Raw genomic sequence first — 21,481 nt, forward strand, 5'->3', positions numbered from 1 at the left:
GGGAAATTTTCAAATGCCCGGCATGCTGTAAGAGTTTGAAAAGTCTAATGTTTACGTACGGGAAAAGCGTCCGGCATTCAGTCCGGCGAGTCTGCCTGTGACGAGCGCAGATGTGATATTGTATCCGCCTGTATAACCGTGAATATCTAAGATTTCGCCGCAAAAATACAGGCCGTCCATTTTTTTAGACGCCATCTTTTTCGGGTCAATCTCCTTCACCGATACACCGCCTCCTGTGACAAACGCTTTGTCTAGAGACAGCGTGCCGTTTGCGAGAACGGTAAATTGCTTGCAGTCTTTGACAAATTGTCTGAAAGGCTCCTTCGGCAGCTCAGAAAATGATATGTTCGGTGAAATGCCGTTTTTTTCAAGCAGGAAAAGAAGGTAGCGCTCCTGCATCCAAGGCTTCAGCACATTTTTTAACGCTTTTTTCGGCGCGTCTTTCAGCTCCTTGTGCATCTTTTGGAATAGCGTTTCTTCATTGATATCCGGAAACAAATCAATTCTGACGGGCACTTCCGGCTGTTTTTTCAGCTCTTTCACGATAAACTGGCTGCACCTGAGTATGGCGGGGCCTGAGAGGCCGAAATGAGTGAACAGCATGTCCATCTTATGTGTGATAATGGCTTTGCCTTTTTTGTTTAATACACTGACGGCGACACCTCTGAGCGATAAACCCTGCAGTGTTTTTTTCTTAATAAACGGCTCGGCAGATGTGACGGGCACCTCTGTCGGGAACAGCTCTGTTATTGTGTGGCCTGCGGCTTCGGCCCATTCATAGCCATCACCCGTGCTGCCGGTATGGGGAACGCTTTTTCCGCCAACCGCGATAATGACTGCCTGACTATGAATCATTTCGCCATTATTCGTCACAATGCCTGCCGTATGTCCATCTTCATATGTAACAGATTTGATTTTTTCGTTCGTTCTGATCGTCACACGCAGCTGTTTCAGCCTGTTTAACAGGGCGTCGACAACACTTTGCGCTTTGTCTGTCACTGGAAACATCCGGCCGTGATCCTCTTCCTTCAATTTGATCCCGAGATTTTCAAAAAACTTGATAATATCTTCATTATTAAATTCAGAAAACGCACTGTATAAAAAACGGCCGTTGCCGGGGATGTGCTTAATAATTTCTTCGACAGGAAGGCGGTTTGTCACATTGCAGCGGCCGCCTCCGGATATGGCAAGTTTACGGCCTAACTTATTTCCTTTATCTATTAACAAAACATCAGCACCCTGTTCTCCGGCTGCAATGGCAGCCATCAGACCTGAAGGGCCTCCGCCGATTACAATTACGTCATACTGCTTCATCTTTATCATCAACTTTCTTTTTACATTTCGTGTGCGGAACGCTGTCCGCAGTACTATTATAGCGAAAGACAGGTTCTGCTTAAACGTATTTTGCCGCAAACTTGCATTGTTCCTGAGATTGCTTTTGTATTTATTACCGTCTATATGCCCAGTTGTGTTAAAATAGAAAAGTTGAATCTTCGTAGAAAATGGTGATGAAGAAACATGTCAAGCAAACTGTTAAGAGGCACGTTTGTGTTAACGCTCGGTACATATATTTCACGGATACTGGGAATGGTTTATTTAATTCCTTTCAGCATCATGGTCGGAGCGACAGGCGGTGCGTTATTTCAATACGGATACAATCAATACACTTTATTTTTGAACATTGCCACAATGGGCTTTCCAGCCGCCGTTTCTAAATTTGTTTCCAAATATAATTCCAAAGGGGATTATGAAACAAGCAGAAAAATGCTGAAGGCGGGCATGTCGGTTATGCTTGTAACGGGAATGATTGCCTTTTTCATACTATATTTATCTGCTCCGTTTTTTGCGGAAATATCGCTTGGGGGCAAAGATAATAACGGTTTGACGATTGATCATGTCGTATATGTCATCCGCATGGTCAGCTTAGCGCTTTTAGTCGTGCCGATTATGAGTCTTGTGCGCGGATTTTTCCAAGGTCACCAAATGATGGGGCCGACGGCTGTCTCTCAAGTTGTTGAGCAGATTGTCCGCATCATCTTTTTATTGAGTGCGACCTTCTTGATTTTGAAAGTCTTAAACGGCGGCCTTGTGATCGCTGTCGGTTATGCAACCTTTGCAGCTCTGATCGGTGCCTTCGGCGGGCTGATCGTATTGTATATTTATTGGAACAAACGAAAAGGCAATCTGCTGGCGATGATGCCTAATACGGGGCCGACAGCAGATTTAAGCTACAAGAAAATGTTTTTCGAGCTCTTCAGCTATGCCGCTCCCTACGTGTTTGTCGGACTAGCTATCCCTTTGTATAACTATATTGATACAAATACGTTTAACAAAGCCATGATTGAAGCGGGGCATCAAGCTATCAGTCAGGATATGATGGCCATTCTGACACTTTACGTGCAGAAGCTCGTGATGATCCCGGTTTCTCTTGCGACGGCATTCGGACTGACCTTAATTCCGACGATCACAGAATCGTTTACAAGCAGAAACTACAAGCTGTTAAATCAGCAGATCAACCAGTCGATGCAGACGATCCTGTTTTTAATTATTCCGGCTGTTGTCGGTATATCGGTATTAGCAGGCCCTGTGTACACGTTCTTTTACGGATCAGAGAGCCTTCATCCTGAATTGGGGAAAGACATCCTGTTTTGGTATTCGCCAGTTGCGATCTTGTTCTCTTTGTTTACTGTCAACGCCGCCATATTGCAGGGCATCAATAAGCAAAAATTTGCGGTTGCCAGTCTTGTGATCGGTGTCGTGATCAAACTTGTGCTGAATGTCCCGCTGATTAAGCTGATGCAGGCTGACGGAGCTATTTTAGCTACGGCACTCGGGTATACAGCTTCACTTATATACGGATTTATCATGATCAAACGGCATGCCGGCTATTCGTATAAAATATTAGTGAAACGGGGCGTTCTGATGCTGCTCTTGTCAGCAGTGATGGCGATAGCCGTTAAAATCGTCCAGTGGGTGTTAAGCTTTTTCATCTCCTACGAGGATGGCCAGCTGCATGCTGCGATCGTCGTGCTGATTGCCGCTGTGGTCGGCGGAGCTGTCTACCTGTATTGCGCTTATCGTTTAGGGTTTTTACAGAAAATATTCGGCCGCCGTTTACCGGGGTTCTTAAAGAAAGGCAGACATGCTGCTGATTAACAGAATATGTTGAAACAGAGGGCTCGCTTGATGCGGGCTTTCTTTTATAGGAAGGAGAGATTGGCATGAGACTAGATAAACTGCTTGCCAACAGCGGGTATGGTTCGAGAAAAGAGGTTAAATCGATTGTGAAAGCGGGAGCCGTCATGGTCGACGGAAAGCCGGCAAAAGATGTTAAAGCGCACGTGGACCCTGATGCGCAGGAGGTGACCGTTTATGGCGAGCCGATTGATTACCGCGAGTTTATTTATATCATGATGAATAAACCGCAGGGCGTGCTGTCAGCGACTGAGGACAGCCGGCAAAAGACAGTGGTCGATTTGCTGACGCCGGATGAACTTAGATTCGAGCCGTTTCCTGCCGGCCGGCTTGATAAGGATACAGAAGGATTTCTGCTGCTGACAAATGACGGTCAGCTCGCTCACCGGCTGCTATCGCCGAAAAAGCATGTTCCGAAAATGTATGAGGTCCACTTAAAGTCGCAAATTTCGCCAGAAGACATCAACAGCTTAGAGACTGGGGTATTTATTGAAGGCGGCTACAAAACAAAGCCGGCACAAGCAGAAATAAAGGCAAACGATAAAGGGCAAACCGTGATATACCTGACGATAACAGAAGGGAAATATCATCAAGTCAAACAGATGGCAAATGCTGTCGGCAATGAAGTCATTTATCTGAAGCGGCTCTCAATGGGACGCGTATCCTTGGATCCTGCTCTGGAGCCGGGAGAATACCGTGAGCTTACAGAAGAAGAACTTGAAAGGCTGAACGAGCCGCAAGCATGAAAAAATCCCGCATCACACATGCGGGATTTTTTATTATATAAGCACACAAAAACAAGGCTAAGAACGTTTCTCGCCCTGTATCTATCAGGCCGCTCACAGGGCGGCCCTATGTAATTTTTAATGTTATGAGGTAATCTTTACTTTCTTTCTCGTTGTCTCCCATTTGCCACGGCTTGGACTATGAACAAGATCATTATATGCTAACACATTTAAGTCTCTTTGAATCGTTCTAGGTGTAATGCCGAATTCGTCAACCAGTTCCTGTGTTGTCACAAGGCCTTTCTCTTGAATAAACATGTAAACTGATTTGATTCGAGTTAGCATACGGTTTGTTGAAGGTTTCAAAAAACCACTCCCTATCATAAGATCGGATGGACTTGACTAACCACAACTCACGACTATCAACTGCGTACGAAATAGCAACTAAGGCAGACATCTGTAATATTTAAATAATTCGCCTTCATTATACACGATTTCGCAGCGGTGAATCTAGGAATAAGTATGATAAATTTTTTCCAATTTGAGTTTGGCCGCCATCCTTGTTGGATTACTATGTATTTCACCACAATATTATTATGGATAAAGAAACTTTTTTTATTCTGATTCGTATGTGATTTGGGGGGGGGAGTGAGATTGAGAATGTTGTTGGAAGCATCGATAGAGCAAGCAGGGTATACAAGCCGAAAAAAAGTGCTCACCGATGTTTTATTGGAAGTCAGAGAAGGGGAGCTTGTCGGGTTGATTGGAGCGAACGGCGCTGGAAAAAGTACTGCCATCAAGGCGATACTCGGCCTCTCGCAAGACTTTAAAGGGACTATCGCTTGGAATGATTGCTCGTTTGCTTATATTCCGGAGCACCCGTTCTTTTATGAGGAATTAACGCTGTGGGAGCATCTCGACCTGATCAGCACTTTGCACGGCATTGGTCAGAGTGAATTCGAATACCGGGCCCAAAGTCTTCTTGAAACATTTTCGCTTGATCATGTCATGCATGAGCTGCCGGTGACGTTTTCGAAGGGCATGCAGCAAAAGCTGATGCTGATTCAGGCCTTTCTTTCTAAGCCTGATATGTATGTGATTGATGAACCGTTTATCGGCCTTGACCCGATATCGACAAAACGCTTTGTGGACATGCTGAAGGCTGAGAAAGATAGAGGAGCCGGCATTCTCATGTGCACACACGTACTTGATACCGCGGAAAAAATCTGCGACCGGTTTTACATGATTGATAAAGGTTCTTTGTTTCTTCAGGGAACGTTAAAAGATATTCAAGAGCAAACAGGATTAGACGGGCAGTCATTGCTTGACTGTTTTTATACGGCGATTCAAGGAGAAAAAGTATGAACGGACGGTCTCTCTTTTTTCGAAGGTGGCTGGATTTTTACCGATATCAGTTTAAGGTGCTGCATGCTGTCATTGATTGGACGGTTGCGCTCTACATTGTCCTGCCGGCGCTTGCTTTTGTGATTTATCAGTATGTGGAGTGGACGAATGGAAACGGCCTTCTTTACGAGTGGTCTGAGAGAGTCGAATGGAGATGGTTATACGCTGTCGGTATACTGATTGTTTGCACAGGCTCCATCCATACTTTTTTACTGGAAGCGGACCAGGTGTTTTTGCTGCAAAAGAAAGCGATCATTCGCCAGATGAAACAATACGCATTGGTGTATTCTTTATTGTTCACGTTCGCCAAATGGCTGTTGCTCTTTTTTCTTTTTCTTCCCTTTATCATTGATTCTGTTCGCGTCACGATTCCAGAAAGCGCTGCTCTATTGATCTATGCATTCGGTCTTCATACGCTCTTTTTATCCTTGAAGCAGGACAGGGTCAGAAAACCAAGATCTATTTGGAGACAGATTGCAGACTATTTTCTCAAGGCTGTGCTTTTGGCGTGTTCTTTTCTCATGATTACCTTTACTGAGTGGCACTTGCTCTCGCTTGCCGGTGTTTTGTTTTTTATTTTTGCTTTCATACGCAGTTTGAAAAAGACGGCTTCATTTTCGGCTTTTGAGGCAGAGGTGCTTGAGGAGAAAAAAATCAGGCTCACTCTTGCAGGTCTTGTAATGATGACGAGCCAAGATGTGAGAATGCCGAGAGTAAAGGACAGGATGAGGAGAAAACCACTATTATTCCGGAATTCAAAAAGGATATTTAAGAAACGGACAATGTATACAATTTATAAAGAATTGTTTTTTAAAGTCATGCTGAGGAATGGGGAGTATGCGAGGCACTTGTATATGCTTTTGTCGGCTTTTACGGTTTTAACAGTCGTTTCCCCGATCTTTCTTAAGGTGATTGCGCTGCTGGTTTATACAGGTGTTTGCCGTTATGTGCTTTCGCTTATTTTTGACAAAGTGATGGATGCGCCGATCTTAATTGGGGCTGATAAGGAAAGTGATGAATATTACCGGGCCAGAAAAAGCTGTGTGAACACGCTGCACTATGCTTGTGTTGCCTGCTGCTTTTTGGCGGCTGCTATCTCTTTTTTGGTGAAATAAAAACCCAAACGGATGCCGTTTGGGTTTTCTGTATGTTATAGAATAAATAGCTGGATGAAAAACAGAACGGCAAATACGAGGACGAGAGGATGAATGTCTCTCCATTTTCCCCGTGCTGCTTTCACAATCGGATACGAAATAAAGCCAAGCGCAATTCCTGTGGAAATGCTTGATGTAAGAGGCATGGTCAGAACAACGAGAAATGCCGGAAATGCCTCGTCCATCTCCTTCCAGTTAATATTCGACACCGAGCCCATCATCAGGCTGCCGACAATAATCAAAGCCGGAGAAGTGATGGCGGATATGCCGGATAAGGCGCTGACAAGCGGACTGAAAAACATCGATGCTGTAAACAATACCGCGACAGTTAAAGACGTAAGACCTGTTCTTCCCCCAGCTGCGACGCCAGCTGAAGACTCGACAAACGCGGTTGTCGGACTTGTTCCGAATACAGCACCGACTGTGGTCGCCGTTGAATCAGCAAGCAGCGCTTTACGCGCGTTCGGGAGCTTGTTGTTTTTCATCAATCCGGCTTGCTCGGCCACACCGATCATCGTACCGGTCGTATCAAAAATCGTTACCAGCAGAAATGAAAAGACGACAGCGTACAGGCCGTGATGGATCACATCGCCAAAAGCGGAGAACGGATTTGAAATAATCAATCCCTCAGGCAAATGCGGAAAAGACATAAAGCCTTTAGGGAAATGCAGCTGGCCGGTAAAAAAAGCGATCAAAGCGGTAGCTGCCATTCCGATAAATAACGCTCCGCCTACATTCAGCACCATCAGGATCACACTGATCAATAAGCCGATCAGCGTCAAGATAACCGCTGGCGAATGAAGGTTGCCGAGTGTGACCAGATTTGATTTATCAGCCGTAATAATTCCCGCCTGCCGTAAACCGATAAACGCAATAAAAAGCCCGATCCCTGTGGTGATCCCGTATTTTAAATTGTTTGGAATCGCTTCTATCAGTTGTTTTCTTAAAGGCGTTAACGATAGAATAATGAAGAGAACCCCTGCTGTGAATACTGCGCTGAAAGCTGTTGCGTAGGTGATGCCGCCGCCGCTTGCGCCTACAACGTGATAAGCTAAGTAAGCGTTTAAGCCCATGCCGGGCGCAATGGCAATCGGATAATTTGCAGCCAGGGCCATCCACAGCGTTCCGACAATGGAGGCGATAATCGTTGCGGTAAAGACCTGGTCAAAAGGAACTCCGGCATTCGCTAAAATGACCGGATTCACCACTACAATATAGACCATTGTGAAAAAGGTCGTCAATCCAGCTATGATTTCTTGTTTAATCGATGTTTGCTGCTCTTTTAGATGAAACATAGTAACCTCCAATTACGAACGTTTTAACAAAACACCATTAATATTATTCGTTTTATTTAGTTTTTGCAAGTGATTTATTGCAGAAAGGGGATCATTATGAACTGGGAAGTCGAAGTGATCAGAAAAAAAGATGATTTGATTCGCGATACGCAGGAATTCTTGAGAATCAACAGTGTAATGGACGAAACAACAGCCGGGCCCGGCAAACCATTCGGAGAAGGGGTAAATGCCAGCTTGACCTCTTTGCTTGAGCTTGGAGAAAAAGAAGGATTTTCCGTAAAAAATCTTGACGGGTTCGCCGGTCATATCGAATGGGGCGAGGGTGAAGACATTGTCGGCATTCTTTGCCATGTTGATGTTGTACCGCCCGGAGACGGCTGGACAAGTGATCCGTTTTCAGCGGACATCCGAAACGGACGGATTTATGCAAGGGGCGCCATTGACGACAAAGGTCCGACGATGGCGGCGTTCTACGCGCTGAAAATCGTCAAAGACATGAATCTGCCGCTTTCTAAACGTGTCAGAATCATTATCGGAACAGATGAAGAAAGTGATTGGAGATGTGTGGAGCATTATTTCAAGCACGAAGAAATGCCGACTCTCGGTTTTGCGCCAGATGCTGACTTCCCGATTATTAACGCGGAAAAAGGGATTATTGATGCTTCACTGCTCATCCCGCACCATACAAATAAAGCCGCTTCAGAAACAGTTCTTGCCTCGTTTACATCAGGTCTTCGCTTAAACATGGTGCCAGACGCTGCGGAAGCCGTTCTCGAAGGATCAAATATAGAAGAGGTTCTTGCCTCATTTCAAGACATGCTCCGCGCGACGGATCAAAAAGGTGCAGCTGAGATTGAGAACGGTCAGCTGATATTGCGCATGCACGGACTTTCCTGCCATGCGATGGAACCGAACAATGGAGTGAATGCCGGCATCAAACTGGCAGAATTTTTGAGCCAAACTGAGCTGGATGAAGCAGGACAACGTTTTGTTCAAGTTGTGACAGATAAATTCTCAGATGATACAAGAGGAAAGAAACTGAATATCGCCTGTGAGGATGACATTAGCGGAGAGCTGACATTAAATGTCGGAACACTGCGCTATACAGAAGGGCAAGGAGGCGAGCTCGGAATCAATATCCGCTATCCTGTAACAGCGGAAAGCAAAATGATCCGCGATGCATTTGAAAGCGCAAGCGAATTTGAGCTTGGAGAATTTAAAGACAGCAAGCCCCATCATGTATCAGCAGACCATCCGCTAGTCAAAACGCTGCAAAAGGTATATGAAGGCCAATTGGGCAAAAAAGCTGATTTAATTTCAATCGGCGGGGGAACGTATGCAAGATCTTTGAAAGCCGGCGTCGCATTCGGACCGCTGTTCCCCGGACGTCCCGATAGTGCGCACCAAAAGGATGAATATATTGAAATTGATGATCTCCTCAGAGCGACTGCTTTATATGCGCAGGCCATCTATGAACTTGCAAAATAAAAGGACCGGCTTCTTCTGAAGCCAGTCCTTTTTTTACACAAATGACCATAAATCAGTTGATAAATAACGTTCTCCGGTATCAGCTGTCATACAGACAACGACTTGATCAGGAGAGAGACGTTTGGCGGCTTCAATCGCCGCGAAGCAGGCAGCGCCTGAAGAAGGCCCGACGAGAATTCCTTCCTCCGCAGCAAGGCGTCTGGTTGTCGTATAAGCATCCTCATCAGTGATTTTGATAATTTCATCATATACATCTTGATTTAAAACTGGAGGAATGAAGCCTGGGCTTGTCCCAACCAGCTTATGCGCACCCGGTTTTCCGCCTGATAATACCGGAGACCCCGCAGGCTCGACAACATGAACCAAAATATCCGGGAAAAGTTCTTTTAGCGCTTCACCGGTTCCTGTAATGGTCCCGCCAGTACCGGAAGAAGCTACAAAAGCGCCTAGCGGTTTTCCGATTTCTTTTATTGCCCGGGCAATTTCCAGAGCAGTTGTTTTTCGATGCGCGTCAGGATTTGCGGTATTATCAAACTGCATCGGAATGAAGCTGTTCGGAATTTGTTCGGCAAGCTCTTTTGCTTTTTTAATGCTGCCGGGCATTCTTTCCGATCCGGGAGTTAACACAACCTCTGCACCATAGGCTTTGAGGAGGTTGATCCGCTCCTTCGTCATTGTATCCGGCATTACTAAAATCGCTTTATAGCCGCGGGCCGCCGCATTCATGGCGAGTCCGATTCCGGTATTTCCGCTGGTCGGCTCAATGATAACTGAGCCAGGCTTGAGTAAGCCGTTTTGTTCTGCTTCTATGATCATATTGTAAGCGGCTCTGTCTTTCACACTGCCGCTTGGATTGAAAAATTCAAGTTTTAAATAGACTTGTGCTGCGTTTTCCGGCTGAAGCCGATTCAATCTCACAAGCGGTGTATCTCCTATAAGATCAGAAGTGTTTTCAACGATTTTCAACATTGTCATTCCTTTCTGAATAAAACAAGTGTCATATAATATCCTAACATAATAAACGGTTGCGCGAGAGTGTTTTCATATGCGGTTCCTCTATTCGCGCAGCCTCTTTATTGATAAAATAATAGCAGTCAAAGAAGGGAGTGTCAGACGGATGTCAGATATCCGGCCTCATTATTTCATCGGCGTGCCCATTCCGCCGGAAATTGCAAATCCGATTTACCAGGCTGCGAAAAGCGAGCCGGCGCTCACGTTTCAAAAATGGGTGCACCCGCTTGACTACCATATCACGTTAATTTTTCTCGGTGCGGCGGACGAAGCGCAAATCAAGCAGCTTGAAAGCTCGCTTGCCGAGATAGCTGTTGATGCCAATCCGTTTACAATTGAGTTTGACAAAATAGATGTGTTCGGAGACCGCAGGCAGCCGCGCGTGTTACATTTGGAGCCGAAGAAGAATACGGCGCTCGAAACACTGCGGGAGCATACAAAACAAGCTGTTCTTCAAGCAGGCTTTAAAGTGGAAAAGAGAGCGTATCATCCCCATATGACGCTGGCAAGAAAATGGACAGGCCAAAAGGGATTTCCGGCGCAGGTCCCGTTTAAAAGCGGTGAGGTTTCAACGGCTATTGAACGATTTTCACTTTTTCAGACACACTTAAATCAATCACCAAAATATGAGGAAAAATACAAATTTTATTTAACTTAATTCATGCGGAGTGGAGAAACAAAATGGCACAAATCATCAAAATACATGATTATATATCGAGATATGAACTTGATCCGTACCATTATATGAATCAGTTTATACGGCTGAAAAAAGAGCGCTGGATTTCATTATTAGAAGCAGCGGAGCGCCAGCATGAAGAAAGACAAGCCAGTGCTGAACAGCCGGAACCGGTGCAGAAACGAAAAAAATTTTCATTGAAAAGAAGAAAAGAAGAGATAGAAGCCGATATACAAGAAGAGAGACACCAATGGTTTGAGGAAGAAGACGATCTGAACGTAAGGCTGCCGAAGAGCAGGATGGCGCTTGCTTCCTTTTATAAAAGACATTTATATGAATTTCAGCTCAAATGGGCAAGCTCTACTCTTTCCGAGATGTCAAATCTGTCAAACCAGGTGAAGCAGGACCGCATTTTGCATTTTCTGGCCCAGCAGCTTCCTGATTCTTATTTTATTATGTATAAGCCTGTGCTCAAAATTCAGCAGGCGGCAGTAGAATTAAGCATAGTGATCATTTCACCTCTTGACATTTTTTGCGTTTCTTTTATAGAGGCAGAGGAAGACAGTGTGTACATAGGATCTAAACATCGTTTTTGGGAGAAGAAAACAGGCTCTCAGACTGAATCGGTATTAAATCCGGCGTTGAGTCTGTTTCGGACGGGATCTGTGGTGTCGAAGATCGTAAAGGAAAAAGGCGCTGATATTCCAGTATCGAAATTACTCCTGAGCAGAACGTCATACATTGATTACCCCGAACCGCCGTACGGTCTGGAAATAGTGGACAAACGGGGCTTGGCGGATTGGATGGAGAGGCAGAAGAAAAACACTGCTCCGATAAAACATCATCAATTAAAGGCTGCAAAAGCTTTGTTGTCTTATTGCCTGTCAGACTCCTATCGCAGACAGGAGTGGCTGGAGTAAAGCAGAACGATTTGAGCGGTTTTCTCATAACATAAGCAGGTGAGAAAGATGAGCCAATGGTTTTTTATTATTAATCCGGCAGCAGGGCATCGAAAAGGCCTGCGTGTTTGGAAGTCGATACAAAAGGAATTACTGAAACGAAAGATTGAGCACCGCTCATTTTTAACTGAACATCCGGGACACGCCGAGGTTCTCGCCCGGCAGATTTCAACGATTCAGGAACATAAGCTGAAACGCCTGATCGTTATCGGCGGAGACGGAACGATGCACGAAGTCGTCAACGGGCTGAAAGATGTTGACGATATCGAACTGAGTTTTGTGCCGGCTGGCGCGTACAATGATTTTTCCAGAGGATTCTCCATTAAGAAAATAGATCTGATTCAGGAAATCAGAAAGCTGAAGCGTCCGTTAACGCGAACGTTTCATTTAGGAAGCATTAATTTGCTTCAGGATAAATCGCAGGTTCTTTATTTTTTGAATCATATCGGAATCGGCTTTGACGCATATGTCAATAAGAAGGCGATGGAATTTCCATTAAAACGGGCGGTCCAGTTTCTGCGCCTCCGCTTTGTTGTCTATCCGCTTTCCCATTTGTACGCGTCGGCTACCTTTAAGCCGTTTTCGTTGGCCTGTACAATTGAAGGAGAGACACAGGAATTTCATCATGTCTGGTTTGCGGTCGTCTCCAATCATCCGTTTTATGGAGGCGGCATGAGGGCAGCCCCGCTTGCGAATCCGCGCGAACAGGCATTTGATATCATCATTGTTGAGAATCTGCCGTTTTTGAAAAAGTATTGGTTTTTATGCTTGATGACATTTGGAAAACACACCAAAATGGACGGCGTGACGATGTTTAAAGCGAAAGACATTACGTTTTACACGAAGGACAAAATTCCATTCCATGCTGACGGAGAAATCATGGGTACAACCCCATTCCGTCTGGCATCGAGTCCCTCACCCTTACGGATCAAAACATAAACGTTTTTGGAGGAGAGAGATTCTGATGGTCAGTATCCAACGGAGCTTTGAAGCGTATGCCGATGAAATGAATATCATTACGGTTCTGATTCCTGCTGATCAAAAAGATACCTTTACGCCGCCTTTTCAGCTTGAGACAGATACAGCGGAAATTCCTCTGACAGTCAGTCAGGAATGGCAAATAGAAGGGAAATACAAGTATGTATGTGTAGCTGAACAGCCGGTGGCTTTCGGAAAAACGCATCATGTCAAAGCATCTGGCGGCGGAAAAACGGATCTCCAAATCGGGGCGGTTGTCAGGACGGATGCGTTTGATGCTGCATTTTATTATGACGGAGAGCTCGGAGCTGTTTACGCTTCGGATTATACTGAATTTAAGGTATGGGCGCCTGCTGCGACGTCAGCTGCCGTCAAGCTGTCACATCCCGAAAAAAGCGGGGACACGTTCCAAATGACAAGAATGGAAAATGGAGTATACGCCGTTACAGTGGCTGGAGATCTGCACGGTTATGAGTATGTGTACCGGATTTGCAACAATTTAGAATGGACAGAAACGGTTGATCCGTATGCAAAAGCTGTGACGGTCAACGGAGAGAAGGGTGTCGTGCTGCGCCCTGATCAAGCAAATTCGGCTCCTTCGCTTACACCATTTTCAGACCCCGTTGAAGCCATTATTTATGAGATGCACATCCGAGACTTCTCCATTCATGAAAACAGCGGTACGAAGAACAAAGGGAAATATGCGGCGCTTGCTGAAACGGACACCAAAACGAAAAATGGCAGTTCTACAGGACTTTCTTATTTAAAAGAGCTTGGCGTTACGCATATAGAGCTTTTACCGCTAAACGATTATGCCGGAGTTGATGAAGAAAACCCGCTTGCCGCCTACAATTGGGGCTATAATCCGCTTCATTTTTTCGCCCCGGAGGGAAGCTATTCCTCCAATCCTCACGACCCTCAGACAAGAAACACAGAAGTAAAACAAATGATTCACACCCTGCATCAGCATGGCCTGCGTGTCATTCTGGATGTTGTTTATAACCATGTATACCAAAGAGAGCACTCGCCCTTTGAAAAAACGGTGCCCGGTTATTTCTTCCGGCATGATCAATTCGGAATGCCTTCGAATGGCACCGGCGTAGGGAATGACATCGCCTCAGAAAGGCGGATGGCAAGGAAATTCATTACGGATTGCGTCATGTATTGGCTAAAGGAATACGATGTCGACGGCTTCCGCTTTGATCTGCTCGGCATTTTAGATATTGAAACGGTTCTTCATATGAAAGAAAAAGCATCTGAGGTAAAGTCCGGAATCCTTCTCTTTGGGGAAGGCTGGGATTTGGCAACACCGCTGCCGCCTGAACAGAAAGCGACATTGGCGAATGCATCGAAAATGCCGGGCGTCGGTTTTTTTAATGATTCGTTTCGTGACGCTGTTAAAGGGAATACCTTTCATATCGCGGCGGCGGGTTTTGCCCTTGGGAACGGCGAAAAAACGGAAACAGTCATGCACGGGATTGCCGGATCTTCCGGATGGAAAGAGACAGCCCCGCTTGTGTCTGCGCCGAGCCAGTCCATCAATTATGTCGAGTCGCATGACAACCACACATTTTGGGATAAAATGAGCCTCGCGCTTCCTCAAGAAAGTGAGAGCCGAAAAAGAAGCAGGCAAAAGCTGGCGTCTGCAATCATTCTGCTGGCCCAGGGAGTGCCGTTTATTCACAGCGGACAGGAATTTTTCCGGACGAAGCAGGGGGTGGAAAACAGCTATCAATCCAGTGACAGCATCAACCAGCTGGACTGGTCGCGGCGTGAAACATTCAAGCAGGATGTTGACTATGTCCGCAGGCTGATTTCGCTCAGAAAAGCGCATCCGGCATTCCGGCTTACGTCATCAGCCGATATTCAGCGCTGCCTTGAATGTCTGGCTCTCAAAGAGCACCTTATTGTATACCGGCTGTTTAACCTCGGTGCAATCGACGAATGGGAAGAAATCATTGTGATCCATCATGCCAGCCCCGATTCTGTTACATGGCAGCTGCCGAAAGATAAGGCTTACCGCCTTCTATGTGATACTGACGGGTTTCGTGCTGAGCCTGGAGAAATCAAGAAAGCGGTTGCTGTAAACGGCATCGGAACGGTTATCTTATATTTAGCACGAGATCTTACGAGTTTTGCTTGACGAAGTTTGTGCTATAGCGCTAAAATTTAAAAGACGGCTATTGATTAGCATATGAGACTCTCAATAGCTGTCTTTTTTATTTTTCATACGATTCGTACGAAAAAGGCATTCGCTGGATAGACTGAAGACGAATAGGCCTTTATTCTAAAATATTTTAAGAAATGATGGGTTGAACATTGATATGAACTGGTTGGGACAATTACTAGGTAGCGATTGGGAGATCTTCCCCGCCGGAGGAGCTACAGGAGATGCATATTATGCGAAACATAACGGGCAGCAGCTTTTTTTAAAACGTAATAGCTCACCTTTTTTAGCTGTTTTATCCGCCGAAGGCATTGTTCCTAAGCTGGTTTGGACAAAACGGATGGAGAATGGGGACGTCATAACGGCCCAGCACTGGATGACCGGCAGAGAGCTGAAGCCGAAAGACATGAGCGGACGGTCCGTTGCTGAATTGCTTCGTAAAATACACACATCAAAAGCCTTGCTGGACATGCTGAAGAGACTTGGAAAGGAACCGCTGAATCCAGGGACTCTGCTGTCTCAGCTTAAACAGGCTGTATTTGCTGTGCAGCAATCTTCGCCGCTGATTCAAGAAGGGATTAAGTATTTAGAGGATCATCTGCATGAAGTGCATTTCGGTGAGAAAGTCGTTTGCCATTGTGATGTCAATCATAATAACTGGTTATTGTCTGAAGACAACCAGCTGTATTTAATTGACTGGGACGGCGCCATGATCGCTGATCCGGCGATGGATCTGGGGCCATTGCTGTACCACTACGTCGAAAAGCCAGCTTGGGAGAGCTGGCTGGGCATGTACGGTATTGAGTTAACGGACGGCCTTCGGTTAAGAATGGCATGGTATGTGCTATCTGAAACAATCACTTTCATTGCCTGGCATAAATCCAAAGGAAACGATAAAGAATTCCATGATGCAATGGAAGAACTGCATATGCTGATGAAGCGAATTGTTTAATAATCAGGAATACGAATCCATTTCCTCTACCCATTGAGACAAGCTGCTCTGATGCTCTTGTATGTGTGAGTCGATAGATTTGGATGATATTCCTGATTGGCTGTATCGGTACACATCTTCCAGCACGTTTTTTAAGTGTGAATCGAGCTCGGTGTTTGCCATCAGCGATTTAATCACACGTTCAAGCTGTTCGTACTCTGCGACGGTTCCGCAGCAGTCTAATTGATGGTCAGTCAAAATGTCCTTCAATAGATCAACTTGATTCTCGTAATTTAAACCCATAAAACGGTACACATCCCTTCAGTATCTTACGGGTTAAATTGTTCAAAACAGTATGGTTTTATGCATGAGACACGAGTGTTCCGACAGATGGGAACCTCTTTTTTTATGTGATCTGCTCTAAAAAGGCACACCTTCAAAAACAAGCTTGCGGGTCTTTTTAATTCATGGTATGTTGTTAGTCGAAATAATAGATAGAGGTGTCAATCATATGAGAATGCGCCACAAGCCTTGGGCTGATGACTTTTTGGCTGAAAACGCAGATATTGCCATCAGCAATCCTGCTGATTATAAAGGGAAATGGAATACAGTGTTTGGCAACAGCAATCCGATCCATATCGAGGTCGGTACAGGAAAAGGGCAATTTATTTCCGGGATGGCCAAACAAAATCCTGACATTAATTATATTGGTATTGAGTTATTTAAAAGCGTAATTGTGACAGCTGTCCAGAAAGTAAAGGATAGCGAAGTGCCGAATGTAAAGCTTTTGAATATAGACGCGGACACGCTGACAGACGTGTTTGAGCCGGGTGAAGTCAAACGGGTGTACTTGAACTTTTCAGATCCTTGGCCGAAAAACCGCCACGAAAAACGCCGTCTGACGTATTCCCATTTTCTCAAGAAATATGAAGAAGTGATGGGGAAAGGCGGAGCGATTCATTTTAAAACAGACAACCGCGGCCTGTTTGAGTACTCGCTGAAAAGCTTCTCGGAATACGGTCTGCTGCTGACATATGTCAGTCTTGATCTGCATAACAGCGATATGGAAGATAACATCATGACAGAATATGAAGAAAAATTCTCAGCACTCGGCCAGCCGATCTATCGGGCTGAAGTTGAATGGAGAGCGTAAAACAGACTCTGACACAGGAGTCTGTTTTTTTTATGCGCTGTTTGCTACGATGATGACAGGGGGGATGAAAATGGAAACGATGAAAATTGGAAACACGACGTTAACTTGGCTTGACGGAGGGGTGACTCACATGGACGGAGGAGCCATGTTCGGTGTTGTTCCAAAGCCGTTATGGTCAAAAAAATACCCAGTCAATGAAAAAAACCAGATTGAACTAAGGACAGATCCAATTCTTATTCAAAAAGACGGGTTGAACGTGATCGTCGATGCCGGTATCGGGTCCGGAAAGCTGACTGAGAAACAAAAAAGAAACTACGGTGTGACCCAAGAATCCAATGTGAAAACATCATTAGCAGCGCTCGGGTTAACGGTTGAAGATATCCACGTGATCGCCATGACACACCTTCATTTTGACCATGCGTGCGGATTGACGGAATACGAAGGAGATAAACTGGTGCCAGTTTTTCCAAATGCCGTTATTTATACTTCATCTGTTGAATGGAATGAAATGCGCCATCCGAATATCAGATCGAAAAATACCTACTGGAAAGAAAACTGGGAGGCGGTTGCCGGCCAAGTGAAGACCTTTGAAGACACTTGCACGATAACAGAGGGGGTTACACTGCATCATACCGGGGGCCACAGTGACGGCCACTGTGTTCTTGTATGTGAGGATGCGGGTGAAACCGCGGTACATATGGCGGATTTGATGCCGACACACGCCCACCGCAATCCATTATGGGTGCTGGCTTATGATGATTATCCGATGACCTCTATACCGCAAAAGCAAAAGTGGCAGGCGTATGCAGCGGAAAAAGACGCATGGTTTATTTTTTATCATGATGCCGTATATCGCGCACTAAAATGGGACGGGGACGAAAGAATGACAGAATCACTCAAACGAAAGAAACAATAGCATATTTTCATGTTTACCCTGCATGATTTCCGGCTAATAAAGCAAACCTAGTACTAATTATGCTCAGAAAGGAAGAGGCAGGGTGAAACAATTTGAAGTAACGAACGAAGGAGAAATTCAGACAACATTAAGAGGCCTTGAAGTACTCTCTGTTCCTTTTTTGAACAAAGGAGTAGCTTTTACAACAGAGGAAAGAAAAGCGCTCGGATTGAATGGCTTTTTGCCGCCGAAGGTATTGACCATTGATGAACAGGCCAAAAGAGCGTACGAACAGTTTTCCTCACAGCCTGATGATTTAAGTAAAAACGTTTATTTGACAGCGCTGCACGATCGAAATGAAACGCTGTTTTACCGTTTGTTAAATGACCACTTAGGGGAAATGCTCCCGATTGTATACACGCCGACAGTAGGTACGGCCATTCAGAGATACAGCCATGAATACAGGAAGCCGAGAGGGCTCTATCTGTCCATCGATGACCCGGAAGGCATGAGAGAGGCATTTAAACAGTTTAAAGACAAAAGTGATGCCATCGATTTAATTGTCGCAACCGATGCTGAAGGGATTTTAGGAATCGGAGACTGGGGAGTCGGCGGTATCGCAATATCAATTGGCAAGCTTGCGGTATACACGGCCGCTGCCGGAATTGATCCGAGCAGAGTGCTGGCTGTCGTTTTGGATGCGGGCACAAATCAAGAGAGCCTCTTGAACGATCCGCTTTATGTCGGCAATCAGCATTCCAGAGTGCGCGGTGAACGCTATGACCAATTTATTGATGAATATGTCTCACTTGCAAGAGAGACATTCCCGAATGCATTGCTCCACTGGGAGGATTTCGGAGCGAAAAATGCACGCAGCATCTTGAAACGCTATAAAGATAAAATATGTACGTTTAATGATGATATACAAGGCACAGGCGCTGTTTCACTGGCGGCAGTTTTATCCTGTGCAAAAGCATCAAAAGTCCCGCTGAAGGATCACAGAGTCGTGATATTCGGAGCGGGGACGGCAGGAATCGGAATTGCTGAACAGCTGCGGGAAGCATTGGTGCGCGAAGGGCTGAGTGAGGAAGAATCGTACCAGCGATTCTGGTGCATAGACCGAAACGGGCTGTTAACAGATGATATGGATCAGCTTCTCGATTTCCAAAAGCCTTATGCCCGTTCGGCTGATGAAGTGAAGGATTATCAGCGTAACGGAGAAGGAGGGGGCATTGATCTCCTTGAAGTGGTCCGGCAGGCGAAACCGACGATCCTGATCGGAACATCTACGGTTTCCGGTGCCTTTACTGAAGAAATTGTCAAAGAAATGGCGTCACACGTAAAACGTCCGGCAATTTTGCCGATGTCGAATCCGACAACTCTTTCTGAAGCAAAACCGGAGGATTTAATCCAATGGACAGAAGGCCGTGCGCTGATCACGACAGGAAGCCCGTTCCCGCCAGTGGAATATAACGGTGTAACGTACCATATTGGCCAAGCAAACAACGCGCTTGTTTTCCCTGGTCTCGGGCTTGGAACGATTGTCACCAAATCAAAATTAATCACCGATGGCATGTTTGAAGCATGTGCCCGCGCGATCGCAAGTATGGTCAATGTCGGCATGCCTGGCGCGCCGATGCTTCCGAAGGTGGAGGATTTACGGACTGTATCGGCAACGGTTGCAGTTGAAGTCGCTAAAACCGCCATTAAGGAAGGCGTGGCCACTGAAGAGCCTGAGGATATCATTCAGGCTGTGCAGGACGCGATGTGGTATCCGGTATACAAACCAATTCGCGCGATATAATATAAAAAAGAGCCGCTGCATGGGCAGCGGCTCCTATTTTACGCTTGTCCGGTGTTAAGACGCGATTGTATCGATGACATCTACAATTCTCCCCGTTTTCGCATCCACCATCACTTCATATTGCTCTAGTTCTCCGAAAGCTGACCGTGTAACACCGGTCTTGTACACCTGCACGGTTTCTCCATTCACATTGTAGGGCTCCGGCTGGGTGTAGATCCATGATCCATCAATCGGCCCCCGCTGTTTAAAAGCGGATTTTACGATACGAAGCGCTCTTTCTGAAGAAATATAAGGCTTCATCACATATTGCTTCACAACAACAGCCGTACAAATTCCAAGTCCTGCTCCTAAAAGAAGATGACGCAATTTCAAAATAAAGCACCTCCTGATTGATCATACTTCCATTATACAGAAACCGCCAAATCCTGTTAAGCGATACGCGGCTCATTGAGCAGATTCAATCAGAGTGCTTGGAAAACAGAATTTTTTCTAATAAAATAAAAGAACTACATAGAAATGAGGGGAAAACATGAATCAAGAAACGAAAGCGCTTTTCCAAACACTGACGCAGCTTCCCGGAGCGCCGGGCAATGAGCATCAGGTCCGTGCGTTTATGAAGCAGGAGCTTGCCAAATATGCCGATGATATCGTTCAGGACAGACTGGGAAGTGTTTTCGGAGTCAGAAAAGGCGGAGAGGACGCGCCGAAAATCATGGTGGCTGGACATATGGATGAAGTCGGATTTATGGTGACATCCATTACAGATAACGGATTACTGAGGTTCCAAACGCTCGGCGGCTGGTGGAGTCAGGTGCTGCTGGCACAAAGAGTGGAAATTCAAACAGATAACGGCCCGGTTCCGGGAGTTATTTCAAGCATACCGCCGCATCTGTTAACAGATGCTCAGCGAAACCGTCCGATGGATATCAAAAACATGATGATTGATATCGGAGCGGATGATAAGGAAGACGCTATCAAAATCGGTATTAAACCGGGCCAGCAAATTGTCCCTGTATGCCCGTTTACCATTATGGCGAATGAAAAGAAAATATTATCAAAAGCGTGGGATAACCGGTACGGCTGCGGATTGAGCATTGAATTGCTGAAGGAATTGCAAGGTAAAGAACTGCCGAATACGCTTTACGCTGGCGCAACCGTTCAGGAAGAAGTCGGCTTAAGAGGCGCACAGACAGCGTCTCATATGATCAAACCGGATTTGTTCTTCGCGCTTGACGCCAGTCCGGCAAACGACATGAGCGGCGATAAACAGCAGTTTGGGCAGCTTGGAAAGGGCTTTTTGCTCCGCATTCTTGACAGAACAACAGTCATGCACCGCGGAATGAGAAAATTTGTTCTGGATATGGCTGAAACACATCAGATTCCATATCAATACTTTGTTTCGGGCGGCGGAACAGATGCAGGCAGAGTGCATATTTCAAACAGCGGCGTTCCGTCAGCAGTTATCGGGATCTGCTCCCGCTACATTCATACAAATGCGTCTATTATCCATATTGATGATTACGCTGCGGCTAAAGAAATGCTGATAAAGCTCGTAACTGCCTGTGACAAGCAGACAGTTGAAGCAATTAAAGAAAATATGTAAAACCTGGAGAAAAAGCTTGTTGAGCAAGGCTGTAAGCCATGTC

General features: G+C 45.6%; 20 protein-coding genes. 14 read left to right on the forward strand and 6 right to left on the reverse strand.

Features of this window, described 5'->3' with window-relative positions:
- Positions 1-51: 51 nt before the first annotated feature.
- Positions 52-1,314 carry a BaiN/RdsA family NAD(P)/FAD-dependent oxidoreductase gene (locus tag DIC78_RS16540; protein WP_127696635.1) on the reverse strand — a complete coding sequence of 421 codons (1,263 nt, stop codon included), beginning with the start codon at positions 1,312-1,314 and terminating at the stop codon, positions 52-54.
- A 204-nt stretch (positions 1,315-1,518) separates the two neighbouring features.
- Between DIC78_RS16540 and murJ the strand changes: the two genes are divergently transcribed.
- Together murJ and DIC78_RS16550 are read left to right on the forward strand one after the other, a co-directional pair.
- Positions 1,519-3,156: a lipid II flippase MurJ gene (gene murJ, locus DIC78_RS16545; protein WP_024122540.1), complete on the forward strand. Its 1,638-nt coding sequence runs from the start codon at positions 1,519-1,521 to the stop codon at positions 3,154-3,156.
- 65 nt (positions 3,157-3,221) lie between these two features.
- The gene (locus tag DIC78_RS16550) at positions 3,222-3,941 is read left to right on the forward strand and encodes a pseudouridine synthase (protein ID WP_127696636.1); all 720 of its coding nucleotides are present in this window, start codon (positions 3,222-3,224) and stop codon (positions 3,939-3,941) included.
- 123 nt (positions 3,942-4,064) lie between these two features.
- Here the strand turns inward: DIC78_RS16550 and DIC78_RS16555 are convergent, their stop codons facing one another.
- Positions 4,065-4,286 carry a DeoR family transcriptional regulator gene (locus tag DIC78_RS16555; RefSeq protein ID WP_003152337.1) on the reverse strand — a complete coding sequence of 74 codons (222 nt, stop codon included), beginning with the start codon at positions 4,284-4,286 and terminating at the stop codon, positions 4,065-4,067.
- 288 nt (positions 4,287-4,574) lie between these two features.
- Here DIC78_RS16555 and DIC78_RS16560 point away from each other — a divergent pair, with 288 nt between their 5' ends.
- Positions 4,575-5,285 (forward strand): ABC transporter ATP-binding protein, encoded by a 711-nt coding sequence (locus tag DIC78_RS16560; protein ID WP_127696637.1) that lies wholly within the window; start codon positions 4,575-4,577, stop codon positions 5,283-5,285.
- Positions 5,282-6,439 carry an ABC transporter permease gene (locus DIC78_RS16565; protein ID WP_127696638.1) on the forward strand — a complete coding sequence of 386 codons (1,158 nt, stop codon included), beginning with the start codon at positions 5,282-5,284 and terminating at the stop codon, positions 6,437-6,439. The genes DIC78_RS16560 and DIC78_RS16565 overlap by 4 nt, the downstream gene beginning before the upstream one ends.
- Positions 6,440-6,474: 35 nt before the next feature.
- On the opposite strand, the gene DIC78_RS16570 is transcribed toward DIC78_RS16565, so the two are convergent.
- Positions 6,475-7,773, reverse strand: coding sequence for an NCS2 family permease (locus DIC78_RS16570; RefSeq protein WP_127696639.1), 1,299 nt, complete (start codon positions 7,771-7,773; stop codon positions 6,475-6,477).
- Positions 7,774-7,869: 96 nt separating this feature from the next.
- Here DIC78_RS16570 and pepV point away from each other — a divergent pair, with 96 nt between their 5' ends.
- Positions 7,870-9,261: a dipeptidase PepV gene (gene pepV / locus DIC78_RS16575; RefSeq protein WP_127696640.1), complete on the forward strand. Its 1,392-nt coding sequence runs from the start codon at positions 7,870-7,872 to the stop codon at positions 9,259-9,261.
- A gap of 33 nt (positions 9,262-9,294) precedes the next feature.
- On the opposite strand, the gene cysK is transcribed toward pepV, so the two are convergent.
- Positions 9,295-10,230 (reverse strand): cysteine synthase A, encoded by a 936-nt coding sequence (cysK, locus tag DIC78_RS16580; protein ID WP_029441392.1) that lies wholly within the window; start codon positions 10,228-10,230, stop codon positions 9,295-9,297.
- 148 nt (positions 10,231-10,378) lie between these two features.
- Here cysK and thpR point away from each other — a divergent pair, with 148 nt between their 5' ends.
- The 5 genes from thpR (at position 10,379) to DIC78_RS16605 (ending at position 16,004) form a co-directional block, all read left to right on the forward strand.
- Positions 10,379-10,930, forward strand: a complete 552-nt coding sequence (thpR, locus tag DIC78_RS16585) for an RNA 2',3'-cyclic phosphodiesterase (protein WP_127696641.1) — start codon at positions 10,379-10,381, stop codon at positions 10,928-10,930.
- A 23-nt stretch (positions 10,931-10,953) separates the two neighbouring features.
- Positions 10,954-11,868: a hypothetical protein gene (locus DIC78_RS16590; protein ID WP_101860109.1), complete on the forward strand. Its 915-nt coding sequence runs from the start codon at positions 10,954-10,956 to the stop codon at positions 11,866-11,868.
- A 48-nt stretch (positions 11,869-11,916) separates the two neighbouring features.
- Positions 11,917-12,846 (forward strand): YegS/Rv2252/BmrU family lipid kinase, encoded by a 930-nt coding sequence (locus DIC78_RS16595; protein WP_106020275.1) that lies wholly within the window; start codon positions 11,917-11,919, stop codon positions 12,844-12,846.
- Between the two features lie 25 nt (positions 12,847-12,871).
- Positions 12,872-15,028: a type I pullulanase gene (pulA, locus tag DIC78_RS16600; protein ID WP_127696642.1), complete on the forward strand. Its 2,157-nt coding sequence runs from the start codon at positions 12,872-12,874 to the stop codon at positions 15,026-15,028.
- Positions 15,029-15,209: 181 nt separating this feature from the next.
- On the forward strand, positions 15,210-16,004 hold the full coding sequence (locus DIC78_RS16605; protein WP_038954258.1) for a phosphotransferase family protein: 795 nt from the start codon (positions 15,210-15,212) through the stop codon (positions 16,002-16,004).
- A 3-nt stretch (positions 16,005-16,007) separates the two neighbouring features.
- On the opposite strand, the gene DIC78_RS16610 is transcribed toward DIC78_RS16605, so the two are convergent.
- Positions 16,008-16,286 (reverse strand): YtzH-like family protein, encoded by a 279-nt coding sequence (locus tag DIC78_RS16610; RefSeq protein ID WP_024122528.1) that lies wholly within the window; start codon positions 16,284-16,286, stop codon positions 16,008-16,010.
- A gap of 208 nt (positions 16,287-16,494) precedes the next feature.
- Between DIC78_RS16610 and trmB the strand changes: the two genes are divergently transcribed.
- The 3 genes from trmB (at position 16,495) to DIC78_RS16625 (ending at position 19,835) form a co-directional block, all read left to right on the forward strand.
- Positions 16,495-17,136, forward strand: a complete 642-nt coding sequence (trmB, locus tag DIC78_RS16615) for a tRNA (guanosine(46)-N7)-methyltransferase TrmB (RefSeq protein WP_038954257.1) — start codon at positions 16,495-16,497, stop codon at positions 17,134-17,136.
- A 70-nt stretch (positions 17,137-17,206) separates the two neighbouring features.
- Positions 17,207-18,052, forward strand: coding sequence for a YtnP family quorum-quenching lactonase (locus tag DIC78_RS16620; protein WP_167492251.1), 846 nt, complete (start codon positions 17,207-17,209; stop codon positions 18,050-18,052).
- Positions 18,053-18,134: 82 nt separating this feature from the next.
- Positions 18,135-19,835, forward strand: coding sequence for an NAD-dependent malic enzyme (locus DIC78_RS16625; RefSeq protein ID WP_127696643.1), 1,701 nt, complete (start codon positions 18,135-18,137; stop codon positions 19,833-19,835).
- Between the two features lie 54 nt (positions 19,836-19,889).
- Here DIC78_RS16625 and DIC78_RS16630 read toward each other — a convergent pair whose 3' ends face one another.
- The gene (locus DIC78_RS16630; protein WP_010331516.1) at positions 19,890-20,207 is read right to left on the reverse strand and encodes a PepSY domain-containing protein; all 318 of its coding nucleotides are present in this window, start codon (positions 20,205-20,207) and stop codon (positions 19,890-19,892) included.
- Positions 20,208-20,364: 157 nt separating this feature from the next.
- Here DIC78_RS16630 and DIC78_RS16635 point away from each other — a divergent pair, with 157 nt between their 5' ends.
- On the forward strand, positions 20,365-21,438 hold the full coding sequence (locus DIC78_RS16635; protein ID WP_127696644.1) for a M42 family metallopeptidase: 1,074 nt from the start codon (positions 20,365-20,367) through the stop codon (positions 21,436-21,438).
- The last annotated feature ends 43 nt before the right edge of the window (positions 21,439-21,481 follow it).

This window comes from Bacillus halotolerans, assembly GCF_004006435.1.
In the GTDB taxonomy this organism is placed as follows: domain Bacteria; phylum Bacillota; class Bacilli; order Bacillales; family Bacillaceae; genus Bacillus; species Bacillus halotolerans.

What these genes read in the sequence shown, in the direction of transcription:
- DIC78_RS16540 (WP_127696635.1), bottom strand. Translation starts at nt 1,314, where the DNA reads ATGAAGCAGTATGACGTAATTGTAATCGGCGGAGGCCCTTCAGGTCTG.
- murJ (WP_024122540.1), top strand. Translation starts at nt 1,519, where the DNA reads ATGTCAAGCAAACTGTTAAGAGGCACGTTTGTGTTAACGCTCGGTACA.
- DIC78_RS16550 (WP_127696636.1), top strand. Translation starts at nt 3,222, where the DNA reads ATGAGACTAGATAAACTGCTTGCCAACAGCGGGTATGGTTCGAGAAAA.
- DIC78_RS16565 (WP_127696638.1), top strand. Translation starts at nt 5,282, where the DNA reads ATGAACGGACGGTCTCTCTTTTTTCGAAGGTGGCTGGATTTTTACCGA.
- DIC78_RS16570 (WP_127696639.1), bottom strand. Translation starts at nt 7,773, where the DNA reads ATGTTTCATCTAAAAGAGCAGCAAACATCGATTAAACAAGAAATCATA.
- pepV (WP_127696640.1), top strand. Translation starts at nt 7,870, where the DNA reads ATGAACTGGGAAGTCGAAGTGATCAGAAAAAAAGATGATTTGATTCGC.
- cysK (WP_029441392.1), bottom strand. Translation starts at nt 10,230, where the DNA reads ATGTTGAAAATCGTTGAAAACACTTCTGATCTTATAGGAGATACACCG.
- thpR (WP_127696641.1), top strand. Translation starts at nt 10,379, where the DNA reads ATGTCAGATATCCGGCCTCATTATTTCATCGGCGTGCCCATTCCGCCG.
- DIC78_RS16590 (WP_101860109.1), top strand. Translation starts at nt 10,954, where the DNA reads ATGGCACAAATCATCAAAATACATGATTATATATCGAGATATGAACTT.
- DIC78_RS16595 (WP_106020275.1), top strand. Translation starts at nt 11,917, where the DNA reads ATGAGCCAATGGTTTTTTATTATTAATCCGGCAGCAGGGCATCGAAAA.
- pulA (WP_127696642.1), top strand. Translation starts at nt 12,872, where the DNA reads ATGGTCAGTATCCAACGGAGCTTTGAAGCGTATGCCGATGAAATGAAT.
- DIC78_RS16605 (WP_038954258.1), top strand. Translation starts at nt 15,210, where the DNA reads ATGAACTGGTTGGGACAATTACTAGGTAGCGATTGGGAGATCTTCCCC.
- DIC78_RS16610 (WP_024122528.1), bottom strand. Translation starts at nt 16,286, where the DNA reads ATGGGTTTAAATTACGAGAATCAAGTTGATCTATTGAAGGACATTTTG.
- trmB (WP_038954257.1), top strand. Translation starts at nt 16,495, where the DNA reads ATGAGAATGCGCCACAAGCCTTGGGCTGATGACTTTTTGGCTGAAAAC.
- DIC78_RS16620 (WP_167492251.1), top strand. Translation starts at nt 17,207, where the DNA reads ATGGAAACGATGAAAATTGGAAACACGACGTTAACTTGGCTTGACGGA.
- DIC78_RS16635 (WP_127696644.1), top strand. Translation starts at nt 20,365, where the DNA reads ATGAATCAAGAAACGAAAGCGCTTTTCCAAACACTGACGCAGCTTCCC.